Below are 14,867 nucleotides of genomic sequence, written 5' to 3' on the forward strand. Positions count from 1 at the left end.
AAAATAATACGTTCATTATACACAACGACCCTACAGCTGTCGATTCATCCAATCCAAATTGCATGATTCGCCTGTAAAAATCTCATGATTCCCATACAACATCCGAATTCTGCCTCCTGCGTCAACATCGCTACACCTGTGGTAATAAACGTCAGCAAGTACAGAAAGGGGGAGTCCAACATTGTTCCCATTGCGCCGCCATACCTCTGACCGCAAATCTTCCCGCGGCAAATTCCCATACATACGCACAGCAATTGCACTACTTATCCTATGGTTTATTGCTGTTATGCTCTATCAGACCTATAAACCGCTACCACTAGGCATCTCTTATGAAAGTCAAGAATATCGGGTGAAGAATGTCGAGTTCCTTCATGACCTCACGTACCCTTCTGCCGACGGACAGATGCAGCATGAACAGCAGATTTTTCAGCGGATGAAACAGGTGGTTGAGGATGCCGAGCAATTTGTCCTGGTGGATATGTTTCTGTTCAACAATTATCAACACAAGGGACAGAACTTTCCGCCTGTCAGCCAGGAGTTTACGGATGCACTACTTGCCAAGAAAATGCAACATCCCGATATGGACATCTGGTTCATTACGGATGAAGTGAACACCAACTATAACTCGGCTCCCAATCCGCTGCTGGAACAGATGAAACAGGCCGATATTCATGTCGTCATCACCGATGTTGATCCGCTGCGTGATTCTACCCCGGTGTATTCTGCGGTCTGGCGTACGTTCTTCCAGTGGTTTGGTCAGTCCGGCAAAGGCTGGGTTCCTAACCTGATGGCCACAGATGGCCCGGATGTTACGCTACGCTCCTATCTGAAATTGCTGAACGTAAAGGCAAATCACCGCAAGGTTGTTCTCAGCGAAAAAACAGCTATTGTATCATCAGGTAACATTCATGACCCTAGCGCTTATCACTCAAACATTGGCTTTGAGATTACTGGCCCGATCATTGGGGATATCCTTCAATCGGAGCAAGCTGTTGTGGACATATCCGGAGGAGGTCAGCTCCCCGTGTATACCGAAACTTCCAAGGCCTACCCATCCGGGAATTCGGGTGAACATGATGGGCCTATTCGCCTTCGTTATGTGACCGAAGGCAAAGTCAATGATGCCTTGCTGGATGAGCTGAGCCAGGTGGGAAAAGGGGATACCATTTGGATGGGGATGTTCTACATCGCTTCACCAAAAGTATTGGAGGCTTTACTGGATGCCTCGGAGCGAGGAACCGATATCCGGCTTGTACTTGACCCTAACGAAAACGCCTTTGGTCAGGAGAAAATCGGCATTCCTAATCGTCCTGTAGCAGCGGAATTACATGATAAATCGAACGGTAAAATCCAGATTCGTTGGTACAACACCACCAAAGAGCAGTACCATACCAAGATGATGTATATTGCGAAGGCTAGCGGAGATCATATCGTTCTCGGTGGATCAACCAACTTCACTCCCCGGAATCTGAATGACTACAATCTGGAGAACAATTTGTGGATTGCAGCTCCGGCAGACGATCCATTTACGGTAGATGTAGCAAAGTATTTCGAGCGAATATGGACAAACGAGGATGCCGAATTCACCTTGAATCTGGAAGAATTTCAGGAGAAAACGACCTTTCTGAAAGGCATTTTGTATAAATTGCAGCTCATTCTCGGCTTTACTACCTTCTAACTGACGCATGTATATTCGATATTCATTGAACTACGGCCTAGCAACATGAATGTTACGAAGACAGAATAACTGGATAGCCATGCTTACTCCCCCAGATTTTTTGATTACCTTATATCAAGAACAATCGGGTGATGAGTGCTAAGCCTGTTTTTCCAGCGTTGATTCTTTCAGAAAGGCATTCTCTCTGTTTTTTGTAAATGATTTGTTTCACTTATACAGCAACTCCAGGTCACAACATAATTCAATATATCCTTGAAACAAGATACATCCGTCTGTACTCTTCATGTGCAGCGGATGTATTTTCTGTTTTCTGTTTCTGTACTGTCTTGACAGAGGATGTAATGTGTGAAAAGATATTACCTAACGACCGTTAGGAAGGTGAATGTAATGACTGCTTATTCCATCCGGGACGCGGCCCTTTTTCATTTTGCCAGAGACGGCTATGAAGGGGCTTCCTTGAGAGCGATAGCTGATGAAGTGGGGATTAAGAAACCCTCGATATACGCGCATTTTAGCTGCAAAGAAGACTTGTTTATGCACACGCTGGATCATGCATTTGATGAAGTACGGCGACATACCTTGGAATATTTCCGTGATCACGCTCATATGCCGCTGGAAGAACGTTTGCGGGGGATGATGACGTGGTTTGAGCAGGAGTATCAGGATCATGCCTCTGCCAGGCTGATGCTTCGAAACTGTTATTATCCGCCGCCCGATCTGTACAGCCAAGTGATGGATCTGGTATATCCATTTCTGGACGGAATGGAGCGCGCATTGTCACGGCTGTTGCAACGAGCGATTCGCGAGGGGGATGTTCCGCCTATTCCTGCCGAGCAGGCCGCTATTACTTTTATGACATTTCTCGATGGCATTACTGTTGAAATCATCTATGGAAGCTCACGTCGGTACAAGAGACGGCTGGATGCTTCCTGGCCTGTCTTTTGGAATGGTATACACAGCTTGAATGAACAGGCACGCCCTATCGTGCCAGAAGGAGATTGAACATCATGAACCGCAACTGGTTATATGTTTTTGTCGGAGGCATTATTGAAATTGTGTGGGTTAGCGGACTGAAACACGCCTCGAATGCTTGGGAATGGGCATTGACGGGACTTGCCATTGTCATTAGTTTCGGCCTGATCATTGCTGCGGCTAAACGACTGCCTGTGGGTACGGTCTACGCCGTGTTTACGGGGATCGGTACAGCCGGTACGGTGTTGACCGAAATGCTACTGTTTGGTGAACCGTTCCGTTTGGCTAAAATGCTGCTGATCGGACTGCTACTCTGCGGTGTCATTGGGCTGAAACTCGTCACGGATCAGCAAGAGAAGCAGGAACCACAGGTTAAAGGAGGTGCCGTTTAATGGCTTGGCTCGCGATTGTAGGTGCAGGAATCTGTGAAATTTTTGGGGTCATCGGCATCAACGGTGCTTCCACGCGCAAGGGATGGCCTTATATTGTCCTGATGCTGGTATCGTTTGTATTCAGCTTCTCACTGTTATCTTACGCCATGACATCTATCCCTATGGGTACGGCCTATGCCGTGTGGACAGGAATCGGTACAGTGGGAAGTACGGTGACGGGCATGCTTCTGTTTGGTGAACGCAAAGAAGCGAAGCGGCTAATGTTCATTGCAATGATTTTGGTAGCGGCAGTAGGATTGAAAATCATTACGTAATGTAATGAGTATCAGGCAATAGGATGGATATGATATAACATTCAGATAGGCGACTTCACTCAGGGAGTCGTCTTTTTTGTGGGTACAATTTTGTGAGTACGTTTGTGTAGATACGTTTGTGTGGGTACATTTGTTGAGGTGCTTATTTTGAGTGCGTTTGTATAGATGCGTTTGTTGAGGTGCTCATGTTGAGTGCGTTTGTATAGATGCGTTTATTGAGGTGCTTATGTTGAGCGCGTTTGTGAAGATGCGTTTGTGAAGATACAAATTTCAGGCGAAATTTTTAAGCACCAAAATTTTTAAGTACAATAGGTGTTTTGGGGTATAATGTAATCTAAGAAAAACCTTGTCATTAAACTCATGGGAATGAAGGAGGGTACTTATTATGAAAAAATGGTTGGTTCGTATCGGTGCATATACCGGTTATTCGTTCCTGATTGCACTTGCACTCTTCTATCTCTTCTTCCTAGCCGTGATTATTATGCTCGCTATATACGATTTCCAGGGAGGAACATAAGTACATAATTTGCTTGCCTGTCTTTTTCTTTTTCTTTTTCTTTTTAATTTTCTTTCTCTTTCTCTTTCTCTTTCTCTTTCTCTTTCTCTTTACTTAAACTTCATTTCACTTCATCCCCTTTATTTCCTTCTCTTTTCTTTCAATTTCTCTTTTCTTTACTTGCTCTTTTCTTCACTTGCTCTTTTTGTTTAGACTCGCAATACTTGCTTGGATTTTCATTTATTCATTTATTGATTTATCCTTTTTTACTTTTAATTCTCTTTTTATTGAACTGTATTTTCTTCTTTAATTTAAATTAATTTTATTTTATTTGATCTATTTTAATTACATTGGTTTACTTTCACTTCATGCTGTTTGCACCTTCCTTCACTTTCGCCCATTTCTTTTCTTCCCTTGTCTACTTCCCTTCTTCACTTTACTTTAATTTACTTTACTTCACTTCACTTCACTTCACTTACCCTTTCTTGTTTGGTTCGGCTTACTTCCCTTCATTCGATATTCCTTCGTTTTTTCTCTCTTTTCTTTTCCAAGGTAGCGCGGTTCATGCATTTTATTTCTAACGATCACCAGTAACGCTATTTGGGCCAAATTACTGGTTTTAGATTTCTAACGATCACAGGAGAGCTTATTTCAGGATTTTGATGCGAAAATGGACGTTTAACTTGTGTTTTCTGCAAAATAAGGTTTCTGGTGATCGTTAGAATTCCAAAAGGACTTATATTGCTCAAATAAGCTCCGCTGAGATCGTTAGAATAAATCTCGATGTGTTCTCGAGTCATCCTTAAAGCGCGTTGTTAAAGTGTTGATATGTTTTTCGAAGCGTCCTTGAGACGTTTTTAGAAACCTGCTTGAGGTGTTGAGGTGCTTTTTGAAGCGTTGTTGATGTGTTGATATGTTTTTCGAAGCGTCCTTGAGGCGTTTTTAGAAACCTGCTTGAGGTGTTGGGGTGCTTTTTGAAGCATTGTTGATGTGTTGATGTGTTCTCGGAGCGTCCTTGAGACGTTTTTAGAAACCTTCTTGAAGTGTTGAGGTGCTTTTTAAAGCGTTGTTGATATGTTGATGTGTTTTCGAAGCCTTCTTGATTTTTTCAGTGTTTTTCTCCGTGTTCTCCCACCTACACCGTGCACATTTGTAATCCCCCATACAATTCGTTTATACTTAGTTTGACCACAAAGTCAATTCAAGAACTCAAGAGTTCCCAGTGAGGTGAACATACCCTTAATGAACCCGATCCATGGGATGAATGAAAAAAGAAAACTGGTCATCACCACAGCGCTCAAGCTGTTTTCCGCTAAGGGTAGCGCAGCAACCTCCATGCAGGAGATTGCCGAATTATGCGGGATGTCCAAAGGCAGCTTATATCTGATGTTCAAATCCAAAGAGGAGCTGGAAGCCAGTACGCTAGAGTACTGTGTGTACATTCTTATGGACGAGATGTCCCAGATTGAACATGAAAACAGCCTGACCTCCAGAGAACGGCTACATAAACAGATTGAGGTGCTGCTAACGCATGTCGCGGAATTGAAGGAATTTTTACGCGTTCAACTACGCAGCATGATGATGGATGATGAACAACAGCGCAAAGAACACTGCACCCCTCAGCAAAGAGATATTGAGATCCGTACGTTGCATTGGTTCAAAAACAAACTGGAGGATCTATACGGCTCCGAGATTGAGCCTTATACGATTGATCTTATCCTGCTGACACATGGACTATTCCTGTCGTACGTCAAAATCTGGTTTACCGAAATGCCTTCTCTTACGGTCAATAAGATGGCTACGCATCTTTTGCAAATGATGGATTATGCAGCACAGGGCTGCCTCCAGCATCGGCCCGAACCTCTGATTCCGCTGGATCAGTGGCCTGCCTGGATTGCTGAGTCCCAACTAGATGCGACCATGCTGCGGCATCCCGTCCATATTCTGAAACAGATGCACGATATCGCATCAAGTGACCTGCCCGCCGGTCAATCCAAAAATGATGTGCTTGAGACCCTTGCCATACTCAGGCAGGAGATCATGGAATTTACGCCACGGCGTGCCATCATTCTCGGTATGATGCGCAACCTCGAAGGTGTCACGATTCTTGAACCGATGCACTCCGAGCTTCAGCACATTATGGATACCATGTATAACCGGTTTATCCAGGCTGACTCGTCACACACATAAACAGGAGAAACAGAGAGGAGAAGAAACCAACGTATGAAAGGGATTATTAACTTTTCACTGAACAACAAGTTTGCGATCTGGATTCTGACCATCATCATCTCATTCGCAGGCTTGTACAGCGGAATGACAATGAAGCAGGAGACCATTCCGAACATCAATGTACCGTTTCTGAATGTCACGGCGATTGATCCGGGCGCTGCTCCGGAAGGTATTGTAGAAGATGTTACGAAACCGCTGGAACAGAAGCTGCGCAACATCGAGGGTGTGAAGACCGTCACCTCCACTTCCATGGAGAATGCGGCATCCATCACACTGGAATTCGACTATGGAACGGACCTGACGAACGCAACAGCTACGGTTCGTGAAGCATTGAACGAGGTGCAATTGCCGGACAGTGTGCAGAAACCAACCATCTCCAAATTCAGCATTAACTCGTTCCCGGTTGTTTCCCTCAGTTTGTCTGACAAAGACGGCGGGGATTTGGAAGAACTGACACGACTCGTAGAATCGGATATCAAACCTGCACTAGAAGATATTGATGGTGTAGCTCAGGTTCAAGTGTCTGGTCAGTACGTTAAAGAAGTACAATTAACGTTTGATCAAGCCAAAATGGCTGAACTCGGACTAAGCGAAGATACGGTGAACGGCATCGTTAAAGGTTCATCCATTCGTGTACCGCTCGGCCTATTCGAACTGGATAAATCCCAGAAAGCCGTTGTTGTGGACGGCAACATCATCGGACTTGATGATCTGAAAAATCTAGCGATTCCAGTCGTACCAGGCGGAGCTGGTGCAAACCCAGGCGCTGGTGGTGCTACAGGCCAAGGTGCTGGAGCGACTACAGAACAAGGTGCGGCTACGCCAGGGGCCTCCCAAGGTGGCGGTGCTCCAGCCGGTCAAGCTGGTGGTCAAACTGCCGATCCATCGGCTCAAGCTGGACAAGATGCAGCTGGTGCTTCGCAAGGTTCCAATCCTGCGGCAGGGCAAGCGGGTAGCGGCAATGCCGCTACAGCAAATCCATCGGGTGCCGCGGGTGCGGCAAACGCAGCAGGAATCCCAACCGTGAAGCTAAGCGACGTTGCCAAGATTGAGGTCATCGGTCAAGCCGAGTCCATCTCCCGCACAAACGGCAAAGAATCCATCGGTATTTCCGTGGTGAAATCCAATGATGCCAATACGGTGGACGTGGTTAAGGCCGTCAAAAGTAAAGCCGAAGAATTGCAAAAGCAATTCAAAAATGCAGAATTAACGATCCTGCTTGACCAAGGTCAACCTATCCAGGATTCCGTCAACACGATGTTGGGCAAAGCTGTATTTGGTGCCCTGTTCGCAATTCTAATTATCCTGCTCTTCCTGCGTAACATCCGTTCAACGATTATCTCCATTATCTCGATTCCGCTCTCTTTGCTCATGGCATTGACGGCGCTCAATCTGATGGACATTACCTTGAACATGATGACACTCGGAGCAATGACGGTTGCAATTGGGCGAGTTGTCGATGACTCCATCGTTGTTATCGAGAACATCTACCGCAGGCTGACACTCAAAAACGAGATGCTGAAAGGCCGGGATTTGGTTCGTGAGGCGACTCGCGAGATGTTTATCCCGATCCTCTCCTCGACCATTGTTACGATTGCAGTCTTCTTGCCGCTGGCACTCGTTAGCGGTATGGTCGGAGAGTTGTTCATGCCATTCGCCTTGACGATGGTATTCGCCCTGCTCGCATCCCTGCTGGTTGCGATCACGATTGTACCGATGCTGGCACACAGCCTGTTCCACAAAGGAATCAAGAACAAACAAAACCATGAAGAAAAACCGGGTAAACTGGCTGAAAGCTACAAACGCCTGTTGAACTGGACGCTCTCTCACAAAATCATTACCGTTCTTATCGCGGTTCTACTATTGGTCGGCAGCTTGTTCCTGTACCCATTCATTGGCACAAGTTTCTTACCAGAGCAGAAGGATAAATACGCCACGATCACCTATAGTCCGGAAACGGGCTCACTTCGTGAAGATGTAGAAAAAGAAGCCCTCGTTGCTGAGAAATGGTTACTGAAACAGCCAGGTTTGGAGAAAATGCAATATTCCATCGGCGGTGGTAGCCCGCTCGCTAGCATGGGTGGAGGCGGCGGTAACTCTGCACTCTTCTACATTCAATACAATAAAGACACCAAAGATTTTACCGATGTGAAGAAACAACTGGTTGAAGGTTTGCAAAAAGAAGTGACCAAAGGCACATGGAGTGAACTCGACATGTCCGGCGGATTTGGTGGAAGCAACTTAAGCCTGTCCATCTACGGGGATAGTGTGGAGCAATTGAAACCTGTAGCTGAAGAAGTCCTGAAACTGGTTCAGGCGGAGAAAGACTCTTTTGAAAAAGCAGATACCACCATCTCCGATACCTACGGTCAGTACACACTCGTTGCCGATCAGGAGAAGCTCAGCAAACTCGGCCTTACGGCGGGTCAACTGGCAATGGCACTGAGCCCTGTACGTGAACGTCCGGTACTTACGGAAGTGGATATCGACAACAAAACGTACAAAGTCTATGTAGAAACGGACAACAAAACGTTCAGCAGCATCAAGGATATTGAAAATGAAAAGGTCACTTCACCGCTGGGCATTCAGGTTCCAATCAAGGATGTAGCCAAAGTGGAAGAAGGCACTTCACCGAACTCCATTATGCGCATTGATGGCAAAGTGGTTGTACAGGTGACAGCGAACATTCTGGCATCCGATGTGACCAAAGCTTCGCAGAACCTGAAAGCAAACATCGACAAGCTGGACTTGCCGGACGGCGTTGAAGTGAAGTTTGGCGGTACAACCGAACAGATTAATGACACCTTTACGCAGCTCGGTCTGGCAATGCTGGCAGCCATTGCGATTGTATACTTCGTGCTCGTCGTGACGTTTGGCGGCGGACTTGCACCATTCGCGATCCTGTTCTCCCTGCCATTCACCGTGATCGGAATCATGGTTGGTTTGTTCATTGCAGGAGGTACACTCGACGTATCCGCAATGATGGGTGCACTGATGCTGATCGGTATCGTTGTTACCAACGCCATTGTCTTGATTGACCGTGTTATTCATAAGGAAAATGAAGGACTCACGACACGTGAAGCACTACTGGAAGCCGGAGCTACACGTCTGCGTCCAATCTTGATGACCGCTCTCGCAACGATCGGTGCCCTGCTGCCACTGGTAACAGGTCTCGAAGAAAGTGCAGGTATCATCTCGAAAGGACTCGGAATTACCGTAATCGGTGGTCTGATCAGTTCTACACTGCTTACGTTGGTCATCGTGCCAATCGTGTATGAGTTCCTGATGAAATTCAAAAAGAAAAAAATCGTCGATTAATTCAGTCTATCGTTCTTCCCACGATTCAGATGTGATCGCCAGCAAAGCTTTGCCCTTGACGGGTACTGGAATCTGTAATGATTCCCGTGCCTGATCAAGGGCATTTTTTATCGTATCGATGGTAAAAAACCGAACATATATCTGCTACCAATCTGATGCCATTTAAAATTGATGACAAAAAGATCAATTATTTTTGTTATCTAGACTAAATGAACGTCAGGTTTAATCTCATCCGATCTAAATACACGTATACTTATCCTTAAAAATCCAGCGAGTAAGCAACCAGAATCCAGCATCCTTTGTATCAAATATACAGATGAGTCATGGGAAAGGGCGGTGATGGTGTGGGGGAGACTACGCTTCATATCCGGGTTAGAGACATGCTTAAACGTCCTGTGTTTCGCAAGGCCGAGTACCTTGCCAGTCATCGTGCATTGGAGCGTTATGTACGCTGGGTACATATTATGGAGGTTCCTGAGATTGGGGGCTTGTTGAGCGGCGGAGAATTGGTGCTGACAACAGGGATCGGCTGGCCTGAAGGCAAGCCGCATGGTCTGTCTTTTCTGCGACAATTGATTGCCTGCGGTGCGGCAGGACTATGCATTGAACTCGGGGAACATACGCGATCACAGCTTGAGGCGATGAAACAACTGGCGGAGGCGGAGGATTTCCCGCTGATCTGGTTTCATGAACAAGTCCGGTATATTGATATTACACAGGATTTGCATTTTGCCCTGATTCGCAGTCATCAGCGTATGGTCGCCGAACTGGATCAGCTCACCACCTCCTTTCATCAGCTGTTGCTGAATGGGGATGGTGTACAGCCGCTATTGCGTCTACTTTCGCGCAATACCGGGTATGCTGTCGCCTTATATCCGCTGGAAGGTGAAGCGACGGCCATCCCTTATGTCCCGCCTGAACAACTGGAGAAGCGGAGACAACAATGGTTGGAACAGCGTGAATCGATGGATCACGATACCCATGACCGTTATACAGTGAACCCTGCGGCTGTCGAAGTAACAGACCCCTTTTCCGGGCAGCTATCAATGAATCCTATCAGCATCCCTGTCCAGGCACTGGAGTACACCTTTGCCGATCTTATCCTTTTCCCTCAGAAACACACAGACCCTGAACCTCCCACTCCAGCTCTGCCGTACCCATCCGACGAGTACGTTTTTCATGCGCTGGGGCGATGTGCCGCTGCCATAGCCCACGATTGGATGCGTACCCAGTACATGGAGGAAAAACGGCGGTACAAAGAAGATATGTGGGTCATTGACTGGTTAAACGGACATCACTCCGCGAAAGAAATCGATGAATATCTTGCAGCCGTAAATCCGGCTCTCTGTGCAGGACAGGCCGCAGTTGTATTATTCGACAGCAACCCTGCGCAACACGACAGTCTCAGACTGCAAAAGATACTAATTCAGCGTAATATCGTTGCACGCTCCGTATTTGCCCGGGAAGGCTTCACCCTCTACAGCACTGTGTTTAATCTCCAGATCATTCTCATTGTCATTGACCCGCAGGCTACATCTCTGCGTAAATCTAATCTGTGGTCCTGCATTCAGCAACTTCGGCAACACGAGCAGGAGCAAACTCACCAGCTCTTCTCCGGTCTGTATGGTATCGGTCAGAACTATTCGGAATACCCACGCCTGCGAGAGAGTCTTGAATCCGCGAAGGAAACGTTACGTATTCAGAAAGATATCGGAGTAATGGAGCAGCCCTTTTACAGTAATCTCCACTGCTATCGCATCATCGCCAGTATGAAACAGAACGGTAACTTGAATGATTTTATTACGGAATACCTGGGCCCACTGATTCGGTATGATTCGGAGAAGGGAGGTCAACTGCTCCTTACACTGAAACAATACCTGACACTTTGCTGCTCCAAACAAGAGACGGCAAGTGCTCTGTTTATCGTCAGACAAACGTTGTATCATCGGTTGGACAAAATCGAATCACTTTTAGGAACAGACTACCTTCTACCCGAGAAACGGGTTGCCATGGAACTTGCTCTCTATGCCTATGAATACGCACATGGATCGCTTGTATAAAGCGTGCACGTCTGTACGTATTAGAGACAGGGATAGGGATATGGCAACTAAGCCGTCCGTCAACGTCCCCGTCACACACTACATTATGCGCTACGCTGTCCCTGTAGCTGACGAATGAGAATATGACTGAACCACTTTCGGCCCGAGGCTGTCCCCACATGCTGCTCCACATTCTCTCCTGGAAAATCAGGGTGGGCCCATGTCACATGAGCGCCCTCCAGATGTTCCCGGACCGAACAGATTCGATACCCCTGTGCAACCAATCGCTCAATGTCCAGCTTCTCCAGTTCAAATGTTTCGTGCTCCGACATCAGTTCCACCCCCCATGAATCACAGTCACCGGTTGCCTCGGTGGAATCGGTGCCCCTGCATCATACTTATTACGCTTTACATATTTCCCTGCCCCTGCATTGCCCACATACTGCCGATCCCGTATCACATACTCGCCACGACAGAACACGGTCACCGGACACCCCTGTACCTGCATGCCTTCAAACGCGCTGTAATCCACGTTCATATGATGTGTTTCCGCCGAAATCACCCTGGTTATGGAAGGGTCAAAAATAACAATATCCGCATCCGTACCCACCGCAAGTGTTCCCTTCTGAGGAAATAATCCGAACAATTTGCTTGCTCTGGTCGAGCACAAATCCACCCATTGATTGAGCGATATGCGGCCTTTGGCTACGCCTTCCGAATATAGAATGCTTAGCCGGTCTTCAATGACAGGCCCCCCGTTAGGAATTTTGCTGAAGTCATCTTTGCCGAGATCCTTCTGTCCCTTGAAGTTAAACGAGCAATGATCCGAACCAATGGTCTGTAATTGTCCGCTTTGGAGCGCATTCCATAGTGCTTCCTGATGTCCCTTCTCCCTGAGCGGAGGCGACCAAACATATTTGGCACCCTCAAAGTCCGGCTGATCCATTATGGACTGATCCAGCGTCAGATATTGCGGACATGTCTCTCCCCAGATCCGGTATCCCATCTCGCGCATACGCGCGATCTGCTCGGCGGCTTCGGCACATGTAACATGCACCACATACAGCTGCGAATCCGCCAATGCGGCCAAACGGGCGGCACGTCCCGTCGCTTCTCCCTCCAGCATAGATGGACGGGTCAGCGCATGATGAATCGGTGCTGTGCGACCTTCAGCGAGTGCCTGCTTCACAAGCAGGTCAATGACATCTCCATTCTCGGCATGCACCATCACAAGTGCACCGTATTCTTTGGCTTTTTGCAACGTCTGAAAGAGAATGCCATCATCGGCCTGAAATTGGTTTTTGTATGCCATGAACACCTTGAAGGACGATATGCCCTCCTCTTCAATCATCTGCGGCAATTCTTCCAGCACCTGCTCATTCATCTCGCCAATCATCAGGTGAAATCCGTAGTCAATGACTGCTTTCCCTTCGGCTTTGCGATGCCATTCTTGCAAGGATTCGGATAATGGACGACCTTTCTGAGTCAGACAAAAGTCAATAATGGTTGTGGTTCCTCCAAAGGCCGCAGCCGTTGTGCCCGTTGCAAAATCATCCGCTGTGACCGTGCCGCCAAACGGCATATCGAGGTGAGTATGCGGATCGATGCCGCCAGGTATGATATAACAGCCTGTTGCATCAAGTACTTCGGTCTGATCATCGTGGATTAACCCGATACCGATCTGTGCAATTTTTCCCGATGTGATCAATAGATCGGCCTCAAAGGTATCCGATGCCGTCACCAAAATACCACCGCGAATTAATGTACGTGTACTCATGAAATCGCCTCCTTGGCTGATGGATTATGAATAGATTGCAGCAGGGAAATCGCCGACTGACGTTCATTCCAGGTAACCGGCTCCTGTTCTGGTGCAAGCTCAATCATCTCGATCGCACCGTCCACCGGGCAGACGATCGAACACAGATTACAGCCGACACAATCCTCCTCGACCACTTCAAGATAAGCACCGGACGGGTCGGTTAACATATCAATACATTGATGAGATGTGTCTTCACAGGCAATATGGCACTTGTTGCAATTGATGCATATATCCCGATTGATGCGGGCAACCACCTTGTAGTTGAGATCCAGATTGCCCCAATCCGAGTATCTCGGCACGGTCTGACCGACCAGTTCGGCTACACTCTGAATTCCTTTTTCGTCCAAATAATCACTAAGCCCTTCAATCATGTCCTCCACAATTCGGAATCCATGATGCATCGCTGCTGTACATACCTGTACTCCCGTTGCGCCCATCAGCAGAAATTCTGCCGTATCTCGCCAGTCGGATATACCGCCGATACCCGAAATCGGCACACCCACTTCGGGATGACGGGCACACTCCGCCACCATGTTAAGCGCAATGGGTTTTACAGCCGGGCCACAGTATCCACCGTGCGCTCCCTTGCCGCCTACATGCGGCACCGTGTTCCAGGAGTCCAGATCAACACCAGCGAGAGAATTGATTGTATTAATCAGCGAGATCGCATCTGCACCACCACGTACAGCCGCACGGGCTGTCGCCGTAATATCTGTAATATTGGGTGTCAGCTTTACGATGACCGGTGTGGTAGCCACTTCTTTTACCCACATCGTCTGCAGTTCGACAAGATCAGGCTGTTGGCCTGATGCAGCGCCCATGCCTCGCTCTGCCATACCGTGCGGACATCCAAAGTTCAGCTCCAGACCATCGACACCAACGGCCTCGACCTTTTTGACAATCTCATGCCATTTCTCCCGCTTCGGTTCCACCATTAGAGATGCCACGACGGCGCGGTCAGGGAAACGTATCTTCGTCTCGGCGATCTCACGCAGATTGACCTCCAGGGGACGATCGGAAATCAGTTCAATATTGTTAAAGCCTGCCACACGCTGACCGCCAAAATGTACTGCCGCAAAACGGGAGGAGGTGTTAATAATCGGTTCGCCGAGTGTCTTCCACACCGCGCCGCCCCAGCCCGCTTCAAACGCACGCTGTACCTGGTACCCGGTATTGGTTGGTGGTGCCGAGGCAAGCCAGAATGGATTAGGTGACCGGATGCCTGCCAGATTGATGGATAAGTCAGCCATATCGAACCCTCCTTGATGTGAGTTTGAGATGAATTTACGCTAACTAAAACTAAGATGAACGTAAACAAGGATAGACCTCTAACGATCTCCACAGCGCTTATTTAATTGAAATTCAGCCTTTCGAAATTCTAACGATCCGTAGGAACGTTATTTTGCTGTTTTTGCCCATTTCCGGCCTGAATCCGCAGGTTTTGGGTGAAATAAGGTTTGTGGTGATCGTTAGAATTTCACATGCCTTGTTTTTGCAGAAATAGGGTGTCTGGTGATCGTTAGCCGATTAGGAGCCAGAATAAAGTGCCTTGGAGGTGAAAATGAGTTTACACGAACAATAGCGGCCCTCCGCAAATGGCTGACACAGCT

The 14,867-nt window shown here is 47.5% G+C and carries 11 protein-coding genes; 8 read left to right on the forward strand and 3 right to left on the reverse strand.

The annotated features are described in order from the left end of the window. The first annotated feature begins 181 nt into the window (after positions 1-181). The 8 genes from AC1VYS_RS26165 (at position 182) to AC1VYS_RS26200 (ending at position 11,459) form a co-directional block, all read left to right on the forward strand. Positions 182-1,678 carry a phospholipase D family protein gene (locus AC1VYS_RS26165; protein WP_482912046.1) on the forward strand — a complete coding sequence of 499 codons (1,497 nt, stop codon included), beginning with the start codon at positions 182-184 and terminating at the stop codon, positions 1,676-1,678. Between the two features lie 387 nt (positions 1,679-2,065). After that, the gene (locus tag AC1VYS_RS26170) at positions 2,066-2,680 is read left to right on the forward strand and encodes a TetR/AcrR family transcriptional regulator (RefSeq protein WP_482912047.1); all 615 of its coding nucleotides are present in this window, start codon (positions 2,066-2,068) and stop codon (positions 2,678-2,680) included. 5 nt (positions 2,681-2,685) lie between these two features. Further along, on the forward strand, positions 2,686-3,042 hold the full coding sequence (locus AC1VYS_RS26175) for a DMT family transporter (protein WP_090922791.1): 357 nt from the start codon (positions 2,686-2,688) through the stop codon (positions 3,040-3,042). Continuing rightward, a complete protein-coding gene (locus AC1VYS_RS26180) occupies positions 3,042-3,356 on the forward strand; it encodes a DMT family transporter (protein WP_482912048.1) in 315 nt (104 codons plus the stop codon). Before AC1VYS_RS26175 ends, AC1VYS_RS26180 begins: the two co-directional genes overlap by 1 nt. 385 nt (positions 3,357-3,741) lie before the next feature. Then, positions 3,742-3,873 carry a hypothetical protein gene (locus AC1VYS_RS26185; protein ID WP_275670044.1) on the forward strand — a complete coding sequence of 44 codons (132 nt, stop codon included), beginning with the start codon at positions 3,742-3,744 and terminating at the stop codon, positions 3,871-3,873. A gap of 1,239 nt (positions 3,874-5,112) precedes the next feature. Continuing rightward, positions 5,113-6,042, forward strand: coding sequence for a TetR/AcrR family transcriptional regulator (locus AC1VYS_RS26190; RefSeq protein WP_482912049.1), 930 nt, complete (start codon positions 5,113-5,115; stop codon positions 6,040-6,042). A gap of 33 nt (positions 6,043-6,075) precedes the next feature. Further along, the gene (locus AC1VYS_RS26195; RefSeq protein ID WP_482912050.1) at positions 6,076-9,399 is read left to right on the forward strand and encodes an efflux RND transporter permease subunit; all 3,324 of its coding nucleotides are present in this window, start codon (positions 6,076-6,078) and stop codon (positions 9,397-9,399) included. 323 nt (positions 9,400-9,722) lie between these two features. Further along, a complete protein-coding gene (locus AC1VYS_RS26200; RefSeq protein ID WP_482912051.1) occupies positions 9,723-11,459 on the forward strand; it encodes a PucR family transcriptional regulator in 1,737 nt (578 codons plus the stop codon). Positions 11,460-11,542: 83 nt separating this feature from the next. On the opposite strand, the gene AC1VYS_RS26205 is transcribed toward AC1VYS_RS26200, so the two are convergent. The 3 genes from AC1VYS_RS26205 to preA are packed head-to-tail and all read right to left on the reverse strand — an operon-like array spanning position 11,543 to position 14,507. Beyond that, positions 11,543-11,770 carry a hypothetical protein gene (locus AC1VYS_RS26205; protein ID WP_482912052.1) on the reverse strand — a complete coding sequence of 76 codons (228 nt, stop codon included), beginning with the start codon at positions 11,768-11,770 and terminating at the stop codon, positions 11,543-11,545. Continuing rightward, positions 11,770-13,215: a dihydropyrimidinase gene (hydA, locus tag AC1VYS_RS26210; RefSeq protein ID WP_482912053.1), complete on the reverse strand. Its 1,446-nt coding sequence runs from the start codon at positions 13,213-13,215 to the stop codon at positions 11,770-11,772. The genes AC1VYS_RS26205 and hydA overlap by 1 nt, the downstream gene beginning before the upstream one ends. Continuing rightward, on the reverse strand, positions 13,212-14,507 hold the full coding sequence (preA, locus tag AC1VYS_RS26215; protein WP_482912054.1) for an NAD-dependent dihydropyrimidine dehydrogenase subunit PreA: 1,296 nt from the start codon (positions 14,505-14,507) through the stop codon (positions 13,212-13,214). Before preA ends, hydA begins: the two co-directional genes overlap by 4 nt. Positions 14,508-14,867: the final 360 nt, after the last annotated feature.

Source organism: Paenibacillus sp. G34 (assembly GCF_056856875.1).